Source organism: Pseudomonas sp. QE6, assembly GCF_041379005.1.
Classification (GTDB): Bacteria; Pseudomonadota; Gammaproteobacteria; order Pseudomonadales; family Pseudomonadaceae; genus Pseudomonas.
In genome coordinates this window covers 1,112,180-1,128,507 of the sequence record NZ_CP166873.1, presented here as the reverse complement: position 1 = coordinate 1,128,507, position 16,328 = coordinate 1,112,180, and the positions used below count along the sequence as shown (strand labels likewise).

Here is a 16,328-nt window from a genome sequence, read left to right as displayed (position 1 = left end):
GCCTTTTTAGTATTCCAGGCTCCAGCCCAGCGTGAAGGTCCGCCCGCGACCCTGGTAGTCGTACAGGTAGGCCGGTCCGTAGGTCGGCGAATAGAACAGCGCGGCACGCTGGCCCCAGACGGTGCTGTACTGCTTGTCCAGCAGGTTCTGGATGCCGGCGCTGAAGGTGCCGAAGCCGGTCTTCTGCTCGCCCATCAGGTCGAAGGTGGTGTAGCCGTCGATCTCGTGGTCCGCGTCGTCCTTCAGGTTGAACGCATGTTGGGCCTGCAGGCGGGCGCTGCGCTCGCCATCGCCCCAGCCGACGAAGGCGGTGGACTTGGACAGCGACGCATAGCGCGCATCGCGCTTGATCCAGTCGCCGTCGGCATCTTCCTCTTCCGAGCGCACCAGGTGCAGCGTGGTGCCGCCCTGCCAGCCATTCTCGAAGTAGCGGGTAACCGCGCCCTCGAAGCCGAAGTCGCGGCTCTTCTGGTCCTGTACGTCGATGGTCAGGGTCGCCTGGTCGGTGGTGATGATCTTGTCCGACCAGATGTAGTACACCGCCGCCTGCGCCTGCCACTGCATGTCGCTGTAGCGCCAGCCGCTCTCGACCTGGCGGCTCTTGATGCCGGCCAACGGGTTGTCGTCCACCGACAGGCCGGGCTTGCCGTAGTACTTGGCCGGGTCGGGCAGGTCGAAGCCTTCGCTGTAGTTGCTCCAGACCTGGTGGCCATTGCTGAAGTCGTAGATCGCGCCGAGGTTGAACAGGTTGACCTGGTAGTCGTTGCTGCCGCCGGGCACGCCTTTGAAATCGTCCACCTCGACGTCCATTTTCTGGTGGCGCGCGCCGCCGGAGAGGGTCAGGTTGTCGGTGACCTTCCAGTCCAGCTGGCCGTACACCGACAGGCCGTCGACGATGTAGCTCGGGTAGCGCGGCGCGCTGCTGGCGGTTTCCAGGTCCAGGCCGCCGCTCTCGGAGGACAGGCGCTGGTCGAAGACCTTCTGCTCGGCGTTGAAGCGCTCGTGGTCGAAGTCCACGCCATAGGTGAACTTGAGCGAATCCCACTGCTTGCTGAACAGGCCCTTCAGGCCGCTGACCTCGAAGTTCTGCTGCGAGGCGGCGAAGTACACGCCTCTGGAGCCGGTGGGTTTGCCGGCGTTGTAGTAGGGGAAGGGATAGAAGTTGTCGTCTTCCTTGCGGTAGTACGCCTGCAGGTAGAAATCCTGCTCCAGCAGGTTGCTGTGGTGATAGTTGGCGTTGAGCAGCACGCGGCGCGAGCGCGGCTCCAGGTCGGTATCCAGGCCATTGCGGATTTCCGCGTCCTCCAGGCTCGACGGCCCCTGGTACTTCAGGTTGGGAAAGTAGATGCCGGTGCTGCCGTCGTTGCCCGAGTCGTAGTACTGCGCCAGCAGGTCGAGGCTCTGCTCGTCGCTGAACTGCGCGGTGAGGTTGCCCATCACGTCGACGGTGCGGTTGTACTGCAGGTCGGTCTGGGTGTTGTCGATGAAGATCTGGTTGCCGGCGCCGTCGTAGAAGGCTTCGTTCTTCTCCGCCGACACACCCAGGCGGCCCGCCACGCGGTCGGTCCCGCCGCTGATGGACTGGGCGGCGCGGGTGGAGAGGTCGTCGCTGTTGTTGAAACCGCTGGTGGCGCCCAATTGCGTCTCGAAGCGCGCATCGCCGGCCGCGCCCTTCTTGGTGATGATGTTGATGATGCCGCCGGTGGCGCCGCCGCCGTAGATGGCGCTGGCGCCGGAGAGCACTTCGATGCGCTCGACGTTGAACGGCGAGATGCTGTCGAACTGGCGCGACAGGCCACGCGAGCTGTTCTGGCTGACGCCGTCGATCATCACCAGCACGTTGCGCCCGCGCATGTTCTGGCCGTAGTTGGTGCGGCCCTCGGGCGCCAGGTCAAGGCCGGGAACCAGCTTGCCCACGGCCTCCTTCAGGCTCACGCCGGTATCCAGTTGCTCGCGCAGCTGGGTCTGCTCGACGACCCAGACGGTGCCGGGAATCGAGCTGATCTCGGTGGGCGTACGCGCCGCCACGCTGATCTGCATCGGCGCCAGGCTGAGGGCGGCGGAATCATCCGTTTCGCGCTTGAGCAACACGGTGCGCTCGTCGGTGAAGCGCCAGCTCATACCGCTGCCGGAAAGCAGCTGGTTGAGCGCCTCGTCGGTGCTGTAGGTGCCGTCCAGCCCATCGCTCTGCAGGCCCTGGATGTCCTCGGAGTTGAACAGCAGGTGCAACCCGGCCTGGTCGGCGAACTGGGTCAGCGCGCTGTCCAGGCTGCGCGGCGCGATATGCAACTCGACGGCGGCGCCGGCAGCGTGGACAACGGGAGCGGCGGCGCCGAGCAGGGAAGCGAGCAGGATCGCGCGGTGCAGCGGGGAAGGACGGTAAGGCATGCGGGAGAAATCCGTTCTTGTGTGGGCATGGTCGCGTATTGAGAATTTTTCGCGTTCCTGCCTACGACGAAACGGCCAGCCGAACCTTGCAGTGCTGAATGGAAAATATTTTCATTTTCTTGTTTGGGCGGCCCGGAGTGGGCTTTGCCGTGTAGGAGCGAGCTTGCTCGCGAACCGCCCAACGTTGGAGCCGCGGGGGAAATCCGTTCGCGAGCAAGCTCGCTCCTACAGGAAAGGCTGTCAGGCCTTGGGGACAGGGCGGATCAGCACCAGCCAGGGCATATGGGTGACCTTCACCGGCTGCAAGCGCTCCAGCGTCTTGAGCAAAGCGTCAGGGTCCTTGAGGTCGAACACGCCGCTGACCTTGTGCTGGCGCAGCGCGCTGTCGGTCAGCACGATGCGCCCAGGCACGTAGCGCTCCAGCTCGTCGAGCACCTCGCCCAGCGGGCGCTGGTTGAAGATCAGCTTGCCGCGCTGCCAGGCACTGGCGCTGGACAGGTCCAGCGGCTGCACCGCCTCGGGCGCGGCTGACTCGCGGTAGCTCAGGCGCTCCCCGGCGGACAACCGCACCGGCTCGCTGCCGGCACTGTTCACCTGGACCACGCCTTCAGTCACGTCCACGCGCACCTGCGGCCCACGGCTGTCCACATCAAAGCGCGTACCCACGGCACGCACCTCGCCGCCCCTTGCCTCGACGATGAAGGGCCGCGCGGCATCCTTGGCCACTTCGAACAAGGCTTCGCCACTGTGCAGGCGCAGGCGCCGTTGCTGTGGGCTGAAATCCACCGACAGCGCGCTGTCGCTGTTGAGCCACACGCGGCTGCCATCGGCCAGCTCCAGCATTCGCCGCTCGCCGGTGCGGGTGGCGTAATCGGCATACAGCCCGGCCAGCGGTTCGGGCAGGGCGAGGGTCACGGCAATCGCGGCGACACAGGCCGCAACAGCCAGCGCCGGCCAGCGACGCAGGCGTCGGGCGCGACGGCGGTACTCCTCGGCGTTGCGGGTTTCCGGCAGGGCGCCCCAGAGCGCCTCGGCTTCGCGGGCAGCGCGCTCGTGTTCCGGGCTCTGTCCGCGCCAGCGCAGGAACTCCATGCGCTCGGCGGCGCCAGCGCTGCCCGAATGCAATTGCGCCAGGCGCTCGATGGCTTCGTTGGAAAGCGCCAGGTCCACGCGGCTCATGGCGTGTCCTCCTGGCGCTGCGCCCAGTCGCGGCAATGGCGCATGGCCTGGACGATGTACTTGCCCACCATGCTCTCGGACACGCCCAGGTGCCGGGCGATCTGCGCGTGGGTCAGGCCGTCGAGGCGGTTCATCAACAGCGCCTGGCGAACGTTGGGCGGCAACTGGTCGAGCGCCGCGTCCAGATGCTCCAGTGCCTCGTGGGCGAGCAAGCGGTGCTCCAGCGTGGAGGCGGGGTCGCTCAGGTCATTGGCGGCGGTTTCGTCGACATGCAGTTCAGCCAGCCGGCCCTCACGGCGCAGGTTGTCGATGGCGATGTTGCCGGCGACACGGAACAGGTAGGCGCGCGGGTCCTGCACCTCGGCTTCGGCGGGCTGGTCGGCCAGGCGCAGCCAGGTGTCCTGGGCCACGTCCGCCGCACGCTGGTTGTCCCCCAAGCGCCGCGCAAGGAAGCGCATCAGGTCCGCATAGTGCGCCTGGAAGCTCTGCAGCAGGGAAGAGGAGGCGAAGCGCCGCATGATGGCCGAAATACCCTGGAAAACCGGCCAACGTCTGTCAGGCCGATGCGAAGGGTGGGCAGCATACACCGAATCGAGAATTATTATCGAATGCAAAAAGGTGTCAGCTCGTGAACTGCGACAGGTCCAGCGGCCGCACCGCGCCCATCCAGATGCCGTGGTCGCGGTGATCGCGCAGGTCATCGCCGGTGTTGGGATGGACGAAGACCACCAGGCCGTCGCGGTTCAGCGCCAGCCACGGCACCAGGGTGGCGAAGGTGGCGTTGTCGAAGGCGAGCTGGCAGCTCCAGTCCGGGTGCGGGCCGACCGGGCGTTCATGGACACGGCCCATCGTCGCGCCGAAACGGCGTGCCGCCTCTTCGCACAGGGCGCGGGCGCGCGAGAGGCTGCTCGCGTCGAAATAGACGTGGGCGTGGAAATCCTTGATCGGGGTGTCGTTCATCGGTCCTGCTCCAGTTCCGCCTGCAACCAGTCAACGAAGCGCTGCACCAGGCGCATGCGGCGCTTGCGCTCGGGCAACACGGCGTAATAGCCGAAGCGCGATTCCACCGTTTCGGCGATGGGCCGGCACAGTAACCCCTGTTCCAGCAGTTCGTCGACCAGGTGCCGCCAGCCGATGGCCACACCCTGCCCGGCAATGGCCGCCTGTATCAGCAGTGTGTAGTTGTCGAAGCGTAGCCCGGCGGGAGCAGGAGCCCCTTCGATGCCCAATGCGCGGTAAACGCCGGCCCAGTCGAACCAGCGGCTGTGCGCCTCGGGCTTGAGGTGCAGCAGCGGCAGGCCGGTCAGCGCCTCGGGCGACAATGGCAGGTCGCGCCCCTCGAGCAGCCTGGGGCTGCACACCGGAAAGACTTCCTCGCTGAACAGCCGCAGCGCCTGACCATGTTTGAAGCGTCCATCACCAAAGGCGATGGCGACGTCGATGTCACTGCGCAGGGAAACGGGACTGCGGTCGCTGCTGATCAGGCCGACGTCCAGCTCCGGGTGCGCCTGGCGGAAGCGCGGCAGGCGCGGCATCAGCCAGTAGGCGGCGAAGGCGAAGTCGGTGGCGACCTGCAGCACTTCATGGGGGTTCTTCGCGGTGACCGCGGCGATGCCGGCGTCGATGCTCTCCAACCCCGCCTGAACGTGCTGCTGCAGCACCTGTCCACTTTCCGTGAGGGCGATGCCGCGGTGGATGCGATCGAACAGCCGTACCGCCAGCAGCTTTTCCAGGCGCTTGATCTGCTGGCTGACCGCCGGCTGGGTGGTGCCCAGTTCGCCGGCAGCGGCGGTGAAGCTGAGCAGGCGCGCCGCGGCTTCGAACACGCGCAGCAGTTCCAGCGGCACGCTCACGCCATGCCCTCACATAAGACTGTGTTATCCGAAGCATGTTCCAGCATGCGCTTTACCCCAGTTTTCGCCGGGAAGAGACTGAACCCCAGCACTATCCCATAACAGCGCCAACAGGATAAGCCCACGCCATGAAGCGCCCGAACATCCTCTTCATCATGGCCGACCAGATGGCCGCGCCGCTCCTGCCCTTCTACGATGCCCAGTCGCCGATCAAGCTGCCCAACCTCTCGCGCCTCGCCAGCGAAGGCGTGGTATTCGACTCGGCCTACTGCAACAGCCCGCTGTGCGCGCCGTCGCGCTTCACCCTGGTGAGCGGCCAACTGCCGACGAAGATCGGCGCCTGGGACAACGCCGCCGATTTCGCCGCCGACATCCCGACCTACGCGCACTACCTGCGCCGCCTGGGCTACCGCACCGCGCTCTCGGGCAAGATGCACTTCTGCGGCCCGGACCAGCTGCACGGCTACGAACAGCGCCTGACCAGCGACATCTACCCCGCCGACTACGGCTGGGCAGTGAACTGGGACGAGCCGGACGTGCGCCCGAGCTGGTACCACAACATGTCCTCGGTGCTGCAGGCCGGCCCGTGCGTGCGCACCAACCAGCTGGATTTCGACGAGGAAGTGGTGTTCAAGGCGCGCCAGTACCTCTACGACCACGTGCGCGAACACGCCGGACAGCCGTTCTGCCTCACCGTGTCCATGACCCACCCGCACGACCCCTACACCATCCCCCGCGAATACTGGGACCTGTACCGCGACGAGGACATCCCGCTGCCCGCCGTACGGATCGCCCAGGACGAGCAGGACCCGCATTCCCAGCGGCTGCTGAAGGTGATCGACCTGTGGGGCCAGGAAATGCCCGAGGAGAAGGTCCGCGCCGCGCGCCGTGCCTACTTCGGCGCCTGCAGTTACGTGGATTCGCAGATCGGCGCGCTGCTGCGCACCCTGGAGGATTGCGGCCTGAGCGAAGACACCCTGATCCTGTTCTCCGGCGACCACGGCGACATGCTCGGCGAGCGCGGCCTCTGGTACAAGATGCACTGGTTCGAGATGGCCGCCCGCGTGCCGCTGCTGGTGCACGCGCCCAAGCGCTTCGTCCCGCATAGGGTCGGCCAGTCGGTGTCCACGGTGGACCTGCTGCCGACCCTGGTGGAACTGGCCGGCGGCCAGGTGGAAGCAGGCCTCGAACTGGACGGCCGCTCGCTGCTGCCGCACCTGCAAGGCACCGGCGGCCACGACGAGGTGATCGGCGAGTACACCGCCGAAGGCACCGTCAGCCCGCTGATGATGATCCGCCGCGGCGACTTCAAGTTCATCTACTCCGAGCAGGATCCCTGCCTGCTCTTCGACCTGGCCAACGACCCCCGCGAGCTGGAAAACCTCATGGACTCCCCGGCCCACGCCGAGCTGGCTCGCACACTGCTGAACGAAGCCCGGGCGCGCTGGGATATCCCGGCCATCACCGAACGAGTCCAGGCCAGCCAGCGCCGCCGCCGGCTGGTGGCCGACGCGCTGACCCGCGGCACCCTGAAAAGCTGGGACCACCAGCCCATGGTCGACGCCAGCCAGCAGTACATGCGCAACCACATCGACCTCGACGATCTGGAGCGCCGCGCCCGCTATCCGCAACCGTAACGACAACCACAACACGCCGAAGGGGATGGGAGCATGAACAAGCTATTCGCCGTACGACGCTTCACCGCACGAGAAGCATCCGCGTTATTGCTGGCCGGCGCGCTCGCGCTGGGCGGTCCGCTGGCGCGGGCCGAGGATGAAGCCTGCGCTACGGTGAAGCTGGCCGATCCGGGCTGGACCGACATCGCGGTGACCAACGGCGTGGCCGCCTTCCTGCTCGAAGGCCTGGGCTACACCGTGAAGATCGACACCCTCTCGGTGCCCATCACCTACGGCGGCCTGCGCGACGGTCAGGTGGACGCTTTCCTCGGCAACTGGATGCCGGCGCAGCAGGGCTTCCATGACCAGTTCATCGCCAGCAAGCAGGTCACCCAGCTGGCGAAGAACCTGCAGGGCACCGAGTTCACCCTGGCCGTGCCGACCTACGTGTGGAACGCCGGGGTGAAGACCTTCGCCGACCTGGACAGGCACGCCGACCAGTTCAACAGGAAGGTCTACGGCATCGGCTCCGGCGCGCCGGCCAACCAGTCGATCCAGAAGATGATCACAGGCGACGAGTTCGGCCTGGGCGACTGGAAGCTGGTGGAATCCAGCGAGCAGGCGATGCTCGCCGAGGTCGGTCGCGCGGTGAAGCGCGAGCGCTGGGTGGTGTTCCTCGGCTGGACGCCGCACCCGATGAACGTGAAGTACGACATGAAGTACCTGACCGGCGGCGAGAAATACTTCGGCAGCACCGGCAGCGTGTTCACCGTCACCCGCAACGGCTACAGCGAGCAGTGCCCGAACAGCGGCAAGTTGCTGGCGAACCTGTCCTTCGACCTGCCGATGGAGAACGCCATCATGGCCGAGGTGCTGGAGAAGAACGCGAAGAACCCCGACGCGGTGAAGGCCTGGATCAAGGCCAACCCGCAACGCCTCGACCAGTGGCTGGCCGGCGTGAAGACCCGCGACGGCGGCGACGCCATGGCCGCCGTGAAGGCCAGGCTGTAGACCGTCGATGGAGCGCCTGATCCGCCTGCTACCGTTTCTCGCCTGGCTGCCGCAGGTCACGGGGCGCGACCTGCGCCGTGACCTGGGCGTCGGCCTCTCCGGCGCGGTGCTCGCCCTGCCGCAATCCATGGCCTACGCGCTGATCGCGGGGCTGCCGGCGGAATACGGGCTCTACGCGGCGATGCTACCGGTGCTGATCGCCTGCCTGTGGGGCTCGTCGAAACACATGGTCGGTGGGCCGACGGCGGCGATCTCGGTGGTGCTGTTCACCGCCATCGCACCACTGGCTGCGCCGGGCAGCGCGCAGTTCATCCAGTACGCGCTGCTGCTGACCTTCCTCGCCGGGCTGTTCCAGTGGCTGTTGGGGATGCTGCGCTTCGGCGTACTGGTGAACTTCGTCTCCCATTCGGTGCTGCTGGGCTTCACCTGCGGCGCCGCGCTGGTGATCGTCATCGGCCAGTTGCCCTATCTGCTGGGCATCACCGCGGGCGGGCAGGGCACGGCGCTGACCAGTGCCGCCGCGTTGTGGTGGCAGCTGCCTCAGTTCCATGGGCCGTCCTTGCTGGTGGGGCTGTTCAGCCTTGCACTGAGCCTGCTGGTGAAGCGTCTGTGGCGGCGCGGGCCGGCATTGCTGGTCGGCCTGTTCAGCGCCAGCGCGCTGGTCTGGGCGATGCCGGCGACCTTCGCCGGAGTCGCCAAGGTGGCCGCCTTCCGCAGCGCGCTGCCGCCACTGAGTCCGCTGTCGTTCGATCTCTCCGCCATCGCCCAGTTGCTGCCCGCCGCCGTGGCCTGCGGCATGCTCGGGCTGGTGACGAGCCTGTCCATCGCCCGCGCCCTGGCGGCGCGTTCACACCAACCGCTGGATGCCAACCAGGAGGTGCGTGCACAGGGGCTGTCCAACCTGATCGGGCCCTGGTTGTCGGGCACGCTGTCCGCCGGCTCATTCACCCGCTCCGGGCTGAACCAGGACGCCGGCGCACGCACGCCGCTGGCCGGGGTCTTCTCGGCGCTGTGGGTGGCGCTGCTGGCTGTGGCCGGCGCCGGGTTGATCACCCACATCCCACTGCCGGCCATGGCCGCCGGAATCCTGCTGATCTGCTGGAACCTCGTCGATCGCCCTGCCCTGCGCGCCCTGTGGCAAGGCAGCCGCGCGGAATCCCTGGTGATGCTGCTGACCCTCGCCGCGACCCTGCTGCTGCCGCTGCAGAACGCCGTCTACGCGGGTGTACTGGCCTCGCTGTTCTTCTACCTCAAGCGCACCTCGCAGCCGCGCGTGCAGCAGTGGGCGCGCGAAGACGAGGAAGTGCTGCGCATCGAAGGCTCGATCTTCTTCGGCGCCTGCGACTACCTGCAGAAGCTGATGCAACGCAGCCATGGCGAACGGCTGGTGCTGGACGCCCACCACGTCAACTTCATCGATTTCGCCGGCGCGCAGATGCTTCAGCAGGAAGCCCGCCGCCTCGCCAGCGAAGGCCGCCGCCTGGTGTTGCGCAACGCGCGGCCACGGGTGCGCGCGGAGCTGGAGAAGCAGATGGGGAAGGGTGGGGTGTTGCAGGTCGAGGAATAGAACCGGGCTTCATCTGTAGGAGCCCGCTCGCGAATTGGTGTTCAGCCCTTGAGCTGACGCCGCAACTCCTCGAGCACCGGCGCCGAATTCGGCCGTACGCCGCGCCACAGCAGGAAGGCTTCCGCCGCCTGCTCCACCAGCATGCCCAGCCCGTCAATGCAGCGCGCCGCGCCGTGCTCGGCGGCCCAGCGGTTGAAGGCGGTCACGTCCTTGCCGTACATCATGTCGTAGCAGACGGTATGCCCCGGCTTGATCAGCGCCGGGTCGATGGGCGGCAACTCGCCGGCCAGGGAGGCCGAGGTGCCGTTGACGATCAGGTCGAACGGCTCATCGCGCAGGTCGAAACCGCCGCCGCTGACCGCCCCCAGGTCCTTGAATTCTTCCGCCAGCTGCTGAGCCTTCGATACCGTGCGGTTGGCAATCACGATGCACGCCGGCTGCTCGGCGAGGAAGGGTTCGAGAATGCCGCGTACCGCGCCGCCAGCCCCCAGCACCAGGATGCGCGCATCGCGCAGCACGACGCCGTGGTTCACCGTCAGGTCGCGGGTCAGTCCGGCGCCGTCGGTGTTGTCACCCAGCAGGCCGCCGCCTTCCAGCTTCTTCAGGGTGTTCACCGCGCCGGCCCGGCGCGCGCGCTCGCTCAGCTCGGAGGCCAGGCGGTAGGCGTCTTCCTTGAACGGCACGGTGACGTTGCCGCCCAGGCCCTGCTCGAAGAATTCGCGGGCGTTCCCGGCAAAGTCGTCCAGCGGCGCCAGCCGCGCGTCATAGCTCAGCGTCTGGCCGGTCTGCTCGGCGAACAGGCGGTGGATCTGCGGCGACTTGCTGTGGCCGATGGGGTTGCCGAAGACGCAGTAGCGGTCCATGGAAAGTCCTGGGACGAGAGGATCGGAAGGGCGGAGAGCTTGCCGGTTTTTCCGCCGTCGTGCCAGGCGGGTTCGCGAGCAAGCTCGCTCCTACGAAGAGCGACCCGGCTCGCAGGCTTTTTGTAGGAGCGAGCTTGCTCGCGAACCGCCCGAAAGAGGAGGGTCAGGCCTGCACCAACCAATCCCGGTCAGTCAGGAAATACTCGGTCAACCGCGCTTCCTCGCTGCCCGGCTCCGGCTTCCAGTCATAGCCCCAGCGCACCTGCGGCGGCAGCGACATGAGGATCGACTCGGTACGCCCGCCCGACTGCAGGCCGAACAGGGTGCCACGGTCGTAGACCAGGTTGAACTCCACGTAGCGGCCACGGCGGAAGGCCTGGAACTCGCGCTGCTGCTCGGTGTACGGGGTGTTCTTGCGCTTGCGCACGATGGGCAGGTAGGCGTCGATGTAGGCATCGCCGATGGCGCGCAGGAAGGCGAAGCTGGTGTCGAAGTCCCACTGGTTCAGGTCGTCGAAGAACAGGCCGCCGATACCGCGTGGTTCGTTGCGGTGCTTGATGTGGAAGTAGCGGTCGCACCATTCCTTGTAGCGCGGGTAGACGTCCTCGCCGAAGGGCGCACAGGCGTCGCGGGCGACCTGGTGCCAGAGCACGCAGTCTTCCTCATGGGCGTAGTAGGGCGTCAGGTCGAAACCGCCACCGAACCACCACACAGCCTCTTCGCCTTCCTTCTCGGCGATGAAGAAGCGCACGTTGGCGTGGGAGGTCGGCACATGGGGGTTGGTCGGGTGGATCACCAGCGACACGCCCAGCGCCTGGAAACCGCGCCCCGCCAGCTCCGGACGGTGCGCGCTGGCGCTCGGCGGCAGGCCGGCGCCGAAGACGTGGGAGAAGTTCACGCCACCCTTCTCGATCAACGCGCCATCGCCGATCACCCGCGTCCGTCCACCACCGCCGGCCGGACGCTCCCAGGCGTCCTCGATGAAGCGGGCGCTGCCGTCCTCGGCTTCGAGTGCGGCGCAGATGCGGTCTTGCAGGTCGAGCAGGTAGGCCTTCACGGCCTCGATGCGGTCGGTCACGAGAATCACCTTGGAGCGGGAAAGCCACGCGTGGCGCGGGCCGGAGCAGAATGTGGGGCGCAAGCATACCACCCCCGTCGGCAAAGCTGGTCTTGACGGCCGTCAAGCCGGCGGCTTGGATGAAGGTCTTTTCCCCAGCGGGGCGCCAGCCTCGCGCATTGCAGGAGAGCGACATGGCCAAGCGTGTTCAATTCGCCAAGACCGGCGGCCCGGAAGTCCTGGAGCTGGTCGATTACACCCCGGCCGAACCCGGCCCCAACGAGGTGCGCGTGCGTAACCGCGCCATCGGCCTGAATTTCATCGATACCTACTACCGCAGCGGTCTGTACCCCGCGCCGGCGATGCCTTCGGGTGTGGGCACCGAAGGCGCCGGCGAGGTGGAAGCCATCGGCAGCGCGGTGACCAATGTGAAGGTGGGCGACCGTGTCGGCTACGCCACCGGCCCGCTGGGCGCCTACAGCGAGCTGCACGTGCTGCCGGCGGCGAACGTGGTGAAGCTGCCGGACGCGATCACCTTCGAACAGGCCGCCGCCGTGATGCTCAAGGGCCTCACCGTGCAGTACCTGCTGCGCCAGACCTACAACGTGCAGCCCGGCCAGACCATCCTCTGGCACGCGGCGGCCGGCGGCGTCGGGTTGATTGCCTGCCAGTGGGCCAAGGCCATCGGCGCGCACCTGATCGGCACGGTCAGCTCGACCGCCAAGGCGGAACTGGCGAAATCCCACGGCGCCTGGGCGACCATCGACTACAGCCACGAGAACGTGGTGGAGCGTGTGCTGGCGCTGACCGAAGGCAGGAAGTGCCCGGTGGTCTACGACTCGGTGGGCAAGGACACCTGGCTGACCTCGCTGGACTGCACCGCCCAGCGCGGCCTGGTGGTGAGCTTCGGCAATGCCTCCGGCCCTGTGGACGGAGTGAACCTGGGCATCCTGTCGCAGAAGGGCTCGCTCTACGTCACCCGCCCGACGCTGTTCGGCTACGCCAATACGCCGGAACGCCTGCAGGCGATGGCCGACGACCTGTTCGGCATGATCACCAGCGGCAAGGTGAAGGTGGAGATCAATCAGCGCTTCGCCCTGGCCGATGCCGCCAAGGCGCAGACCGAACTGGCGGCGCGGCGCACCACGGGGTCGACCATTCTGCTGCCCTGATCACGGCAAAAGAGCGTTCGCGAGCAAGCTCGCTCCTACAGGGTGCTTCCGCTCTTGTAGGAGCGAGCTTGCTCGCGAACCGCATTACACCTCTTATCCGGCTTACGACGGGCGAACGGTCTCGCCGGTCCGCAGATCGCGAATCAGGCTCGGATTGCGGCGCCCGCCCAGGGCGCCGCCGAGTACCCCATCCAGCTCATCATGGAAGTACTGCTCGATGCGCAGGCGCGTACGCGCGGCCGGACGGCCGGCAGGGTTGGCGGAGGTGGAGATCAGCGGGCCGGTATGGAGACACAGCTCGCGCACCAGCGGATGGTCGCTGACACGCAGGGCAACGGTGTCGTGCTGGCCGGTCACCCACTCGGGCAGGCGGTCCTGGTGCGGCACCAGCCAGGTGTTCGGGCCGGGCCAGCTGGCGGCCAGCTTCTCCCGCCAGGCGTCCGGCAGGTCGTCCAGCAGGAAGTCGAACTGGCCGATGTCGGCGGCCACGACGATCAGGCCCTTCTCCACCGGACGCGCCTTGATCGCCAGCAGGCGGTATACGGCGTCGGCGCTCCACGGGTCGCAACCCAGGCCCCAGACGGCTTCGGTCGGATAAGCGATCACACCGCCATCGCGCACGACCTGGGCCATGCGCTGGGTACGCCAGTTGCTGTACATCGGGAACTCCTCGGATCTGCGATGCGCGGCAGTTTACGTGCTCAGGGGACGCGATGCACCCAGACGCCGGCCTCGCAGGCCACCCGTCCGTCCAGCTCCAGCTCGGTCAGCGTCACCAGCACGTCGGGCAGCTCCATGCCGCTGCCCAGCGCCAGCTGTTCGCTGCTCTGCGGGGCGGCGCGCAGGAGGTCGAGGAGGGGATGCGCGGGTTCGCGTTCCGGCGATGCCGCAGGCGCGGCTGGCCGGGTCCAGCCGCGCAGGCCCTCGAGGATGTGGTCGACGCTTTCCACCAGCGCGGCGCCCTGGCGGATCAGTTCGTGACAGCCGCGCGCGCCGGGATGGTGGATCGACCCGGGAATGGCATAGACCTCGCGCCCCTGCTCTGCCGCCAGGCGGGCGGTGATCAGCGAACCGCTGGAAGGACTGGCCTCCACCACCAGCACGCCCAGCGACAGGCCGCTGATGATGCGATTGCGCCGGGGAAAGTTCGCCGCCTGTGGCGGGCTGTGCAGCGGCAGCTCCGAGACCAGCGCGCCACCCTGCTCGACGATGCGCTGCGCCAGGCCGACATGCCGGCGCGGGTAGAGATGCTCAAGACCGGTGCCGAGCACGGCGACGGTCCCTCCGGCGGCCTCCAGCGCGCCTTCGTGGGCGGCGCCGTCGATGCCCAGCGCCAGGCCGCTGGTGATGACGAAGCCGCCGCCGGCCAGGCTGCGGGCAAAGGCCCGTGCCGTATCCAGCCCCGGTTTGCTGGCTCGCCGGCTGCCCACCATGGCCAGCTGCGGGCGCTCCAGCAACGCCACCTCGCCGGCCACGAACAGCAGCGGCGGTGCGTCCACCAGCTCGGCCAGCAGCGCGGGGTAGGCGGGGTCGTCCCAGGCCAGCAGGTGGTGAGCGGGGTCGTCCAGCCAGCGCAGCGCGGTGGCCGCCTGCTCGCGGATACCGGCATCCCGGCGCCGTTCGGCGGACTCCTGTGGCAGGCCCAGCGAACGCCAGGCGGAGGAAGGTGCGCTCAGGGCAGCGGAAGCCGAGCCGAACGCCGACATCAGGCGCCGGAAGCGCCTGGGGCCCAGCTCGGGCAGGGCATGCAAGCGCAGGCGCGCCTCGGCTTCGGCAGGGGAGACATCGACGGGCATGGCGGCAGTCCTTTGCGGCGAGCGGGAAGAGTTCGCTCAGACTTTGCCGTCCAAGACGCGCCACCGCAGTCGGACCGTTCCGAAACACACCCATAAAAAACCCCGCCGAAGCGGGGTTTTCTTCAGCCAGGGGCTGAACTCAGGGGTTCTGCACCTTGTCGTTCACTTCCAGCGAACGGCTGGCGGTCAGCACCAGGCCATAGCTCAGGCGGTTGTAGGTGCGGAAGATCATCAGCAGGCCCGAGCGCTCGTCCGGGATCTTAACCATGTCATCGGTGACGCGGTCGCGCACGGTTTCGCCCAGCTTGTAGATCGCCAGCACGTTGCCTTCGGCCAGACCGTCGCGAGAGCCCTTGTCGATGGTCACCACGTCGTACTTGCCGATCTGGGTCACGCCGCGCGGCACGTCGATGATGGTGCCCTTGACCGGGGTGGTCGGCTCGCTGGGCATGAAGGTCGAGGTGATCGCGCGCTCCTCGGTGGGGAACAGGCGGTCGCCCGGACGGACTTCCTGGGTGGTGCGCGTCAGCTGGAGGGTCGCGACGTCGCCTTCCTTCGCGGTGACGTTGGCACCGCCGACGTCCATGGCGTCGATGCCCAGCACTTCGCCGGTCTCGGGGTTGGAGTAGACCTTGGCCTGGCGGAAGATGCCGTAGCTGTTCTCTTCGGACAGCGCGTTGCCGCGGGCGTAGGCGCGATCGCCGGCGCCGCTGATCACGCTCTCCTGGTCGCCAGCGACCACATAGGGCGCGCTGGTGAACGCGGATTCGTCATCGACGATGCGGTTGGAGAGCAGGAAGGCGTTGATCTTGTCCAGCGGAATGGTCGGGATCGCTTCGGCGATCGGGGTGCTGCGCACCCGCGGCGACAGCTTGATGGTGCCGCGCGACTCACCGCGGTTGAGCATCAGGCGCGGCTGGCCATCGATGTACACCAGACTCAGCACGTCGCCCGGATAGATCAGGTGCGGGTTCTGGATCTGCGGATTCACGTGCCAGATTTCCGGCCACTTCCAAGGCTTGCTGAGGAACTTGCCGGAGATGTCCCAGAGGGTGTCGCCTTTCACTACGGTATAGCGGTCCGGGTGGCCTTCCTTGAGCTGCACGGCAGCTTGAGCCACCCCGCCTGCGGCCAGCAGCAGCAGGGCGAGTAGTGTTTTCCTCATGCGGTGAATCCCTTTATTATGTGTACACATGAAACGCCTGGAAGCCGCCCCTACCGCGCTTTCCAGCCGTTTTTCGATGCTGCTCAGCATATTAGCAGTCGATTTTGACTTTATTCCACAAGTGCATCACAAACGCATATGGCCATTCTGAACATTCTCGAATTCCCCGATCCGCGCCTGCGCACGATCGCCAAGCCGGTCACGGAGGTCGATGACAGCGTTCGCCAGCTGATCGACGACATGTTCGAGACCATGTACGAGGCCCCCGGCATCGGCCTGGCCGCCACCCAGGTGAACGTGCACAAGCAGATCATCGTGATGGACCTCTCCGAGGACAAATCCGAGCCGCGCGTGTTCATCAATCCCGAGCTGGAAGAGCTGACCGAAGAGAAGGGTCCGTACCAGGAAGGTTGCCTGTCGGTTCCCGGCTTCTACGAAAATGTAGACCGTCCCCTGCGCGTGCGCATCAAGGCGCTGGATCGCGACGGCAAGCCCTTCGAGGAAATCGCCGAGGACCTGCTCGCCGTGTGCATCCAGCACGAGTGCGATCACCTGAACGGCAAGCTGTTCGTCGATTACCTGTCCAACCTCAAGCGCGACCGCATCCGCAAGAAGCTGGAAAAGCAGCATCGGCAACAGGCGTAACCCCCATCCCCAAAGG

Annotated in this window: 15 protein-coding genes; 5 read left to right on the top strand and 10 right to left on the bottom strand. The window is 66.9% G+C overall.

Going from position 1 to position 16,328, the window contains the following annotated elements:
- Positions 1-6: 6 nt before the first annotated feature.
- The 5 genes from ACAW63_RS05075 to ACAW63_RS05055 all read right to left on the bottom strand — a co-directional run bounded on the left by ACAW63_RS05075 (position 7) and on the right by ACAW63_RS05055 (position 5,420).
- The gene (locus tag ACAW63_RS05075) at positions 7-2,388 is read right to left on the bottom strand and encodes a TonB-dependent receptor (RefSeq protein ID WP_371232108.1); all 2,382 of its coding nucleotides are present in this window, start codon (positions 2,386-2,388) and stop codon (positions 7-9) included.
- Between the two features lie 240 nt (positions 2,389-2,628).
- Complete coding sequence (locus ACAW63_RS05070; RefSeq protein ID WP_371232106.1) at positions 2,629-3,567, bottom strand: FecR domain-containing protein; 939 nt, start codon at positions 3,565-3,567, stop codon at positions 2,629-2,631.
- Positions 3,564-4,085 (bottom strand): sigma-70 family RNA polymerase sigma factor, encoded by a 522-nt coding sequence (locus ACAW63_RS05065; protein WP_371232104.1) that lies wholly within the window; start codon positions 4,083-4,085, stop codon positions 3,564-3,566. The genes ACAW63_RS05070 and ACAW63_RS05065 overlap by 4 nt, the downstream gene beginning before the upstream one ends.
- A 103-nt stretch (positions 4,086-4,188) precedes the next feature.
- On the bottom strand, positions 4,189-4,527 hold the full coding sequence (locus tag ACAW63_RS05060; RefSeq protein WP_371232103.1) for a DOPA 4,5-dioxygenase family protein: 339 nt from the start codon (positions 4,525-4,527) through the stop codon (positions 4,189-4,191).
- Positions 4,524-5,420 (bottom strand): LysR family transcriptional regulator, encoded by an 897-nt coding sequence (locus ACAW63_RS05055; protein WP_371232101.1) that lies wholly within the window; start codon positions 5,418-5,420, stop codon positions 4,524-4,526. The genes ACAW63_RS05060 and ACAW63_RS05055 overlap by 4 nt, the downstream gene beginning before the upstream one ends.
- Before the next feature lie 128 nt (positions 5,421-5,548).
- On the opposite strand from ACAW63_RS05055, the gene betC reads away from it, so the two are divergent.
- From betC to ACAW63_RS05040, 3 genes are read left to right on the top strand one after another with little or no spacing between them, the layout of a single operon-like run.
- Positions 5,549-7,057, top strand: coding sequence for a choline-sulfatase (gene betC, locus ACAW63_RS05050; RefSeq protein WP_371232099.1), 1,509 nt, complete (start codon positions 5,549-5,551; stop codon positions 7,055-7,057).
- A 33-nt stretch (positions 7,058-7,090) separates the two neighbouring features.
- Positions 7,091-8,047 (top strand): choline ABC transporter substrate-binding protein, encoded by a 957-nt coding sequence (locus ACAW63_RS05045; RefSeq protein ID WP_371232097.1) that lies wholly within the window; start codon positions 7,091-7,093, stop codon positions 8,045-8,047.
- A 7-nt stretch (positions 8,048-8,054) separates the two neighbouring features.
- Positions 8,055-9,614 (top strand): SulP family inorganic anion transporter, encoded by a 1,560-nt coding sequence (locus tag ACAW63_RS05040; RefSeq protein ID WP_371232095.1) that lies wholly within the window; start codon positions 8,055-8,057, stop codon positions 9,612-9,614.
- A gap of 41 nt (positions 9,615-9,655) precedes the next feature.
- Here ACAW63_RS05040 and aroE read toward each other — a convergent pair whose 3' ends face one another.
- Positions 9,656-10,477, bottom strand: coding sequence for a shikimate dehydrogenase (gene aroE / locus ACAW63_RS05035; RefSeq protein WP_371232093.1), 822 nt, complete (start codon positions 10,475-10,477; stop codon positions 9,656-9,658).
- Positions 10,478-10,640: 163 nt separating this feature from the next.
- The gene (gene hemF / locus ACAW63_RS05030) at positions 10,641-11,555 is read right to left on the bottom strand and encodes an oxygen-dependent coproporphyrinogen oxidase (RefSeq protein ID WP_371232092.1); all 915 of its coding nucleotides are present in this window, start codon (positions 11,553-11,555) and stop codon (positions 10,641-10,643) included.
- Between the two features lie 173 nt (positions 11,556-11,728).
- Between hemF and ACAW63_RS05025 the strand changes: the two genes are divergently transcribed.
- Positions 11,729-12,706: an NADPH:quinone reductase gene (locus tag ACAW63_RS05025; RefSeq protein ID WP_371232090.1), complete on the top strand. Its 978-nt coding sequence runs from the start codon at positions 11,729-11,731 to the stop codon at positions 12,704-12,706.
- Between the two features lie 102 nt (positions 12,707-12,808).
- Here the strand turns inward: ACAW63_RS05025 and ACAW63_RS05020 are convergent, their stop codons facing one another.
- From ACAW63_RS05020 to ACAW63_RS05010, 3 genes are all read right to left on the bottom strand, one after another.
- The gene (locus ACAW63_RS05020; protein WP_371232088.1) at positions 12,809-13,366 is read right to left on the bottom strand and encodes an L-threonylcarbamoyladenylate synthase; all 558 of its coding nucleotides are present in this window, start codon (positions 13,364-13,366) and stop codon (positions 12,809-12,811) included.
- A 41-nt stretch (positions 13,367-13,407) separates the two neighbouring features.
- Positions 13,408-14,502 carry a DNA-processing protein DprA gene (gene dprA / locus ACAW63_RS05015; protein WP_371232086.1) on the bottom strand — a complete coding sequence of 365 codons (1,095 nt, stop codon included), beginning with the start codon at positions 14,500-14,502 and terminating at the stop codon, positions 13,408-13,410.
- 139 nt (positions 14,503-14,641) lie between these two features.
- A complete protein-coding gene (locus tag ACAW63_RS05010; protein WP_371232084.1) occupies positions 14,642-15,667 on the bottom strand; it encodes a LysM peptidoglycan-binding domain-containing protein in 1,026 nt (341 codons plus the stop codon).
- 138 nt (positions 15,668-15,805) lie between these two features.
- On the opposite strand from ACAW63_RS05010, the gene def reads away from it, so the two are divergent.
- Positions 15,806-16,312, top strand: coding sequence for a peptide deformylase (gene def / locus ACAW63_RS05005; RefSeq protein ID WP_207884848.1), 507 nt, complete (start codon positions 15,806-15,808; stop codon positions 16,310-16,312).
- Positions 16,313-16,328 lie beyond the last annotated feature (16 nt).

Coding starts and splice junctions, on each gene's coding strand:
- def (WP_207884848.1), top strand. CDS start 15,806: ATGGCCATTCTGAACATTCTCGAATTCCCCGATCCGCGCCTGCGCACG.
- betC (WP_371232099.1), top strand. CDS start 5,549: ATGAAGCGCCCGAACATCCTCTTCATCATGGCCGACCAGATGGCCGCG.
- aroE (WP_371232093.1), bottom strand. CDS start 10,477: ATGGACCGCTACTGCGTCTTCGGCAACCCCATCGGCCACAGCAAGTCG.
- ACAW63_RS05065 (WP_371232104.1), bottom strand. CDS start 4,085: ATGCGGCGCTTCGCCTCCTCTTCCCTGCTGCAGAGCTTCCAGGCGCAC.
- ACAW63_RS05020 (WP_371232088.1), bottom strand. CDS start 13,366: ATGTACAGCAACTGGCGTACCCAGCGCATGGCCCAGGTCGTGCGCGAT.
- dprA (WP_371232086.1), bottom strand. CDS start 14,502: ATGCCCGTCGATGTCTCCCCTGCCGAAGCCGAGGCGCGCCTGCGCTTG.
- ACAW63_RS05060 (WP_371232103.1), bottom strand. CDS start 4,527: ATGAACGACACCCCGATCAAGGATTTCCACGCCCACGTCTATTTCGAC.
- ACAW63_RS05045 (WP_371232097.1), top strand. CDS start 7,091: ATGAACAAGCTATTCGCCGTACGACGCTTCACCGCACGAGAAGCATCC.
- ACAW63_RS05025 (WP_371232090.1), top strand. CDS start 11,729: ATGGCCAAGCGTGTTCAATTCGCCAAGACCGGCGGCCCGGAAGTCCTG.
- ACAW63_RS05040 (WP_371232095.1), top strand. CDS start 8,055: ATGGAGCGCCTGATCCGCCTGCTACCGTTTCTCGCCTGGCTGCCGCAG.
- ACAW63_RS05070 (WP_371232106.1), bottom strand. CDS start 3,567: ATGAGCCGCGTGGACCTGGCGCTTTCCAACGAAGCCATCGAGCGCCTG.
- ACAW63_RS05075 (WP_371232108.1), bottom strand. CDS start 2,388: ATGCCTTACCGTCCTTCCCCGCTGCACCGCGCGATCCTGCTCGCTTCC.
- ACAW63_RS05010 (WP_371232084.1), bottom strand. CDS start 15,667: ATGAGGAAAACACTACTCGCCCTGCTGCTGCTGGCCGCAGGCGGGGTG.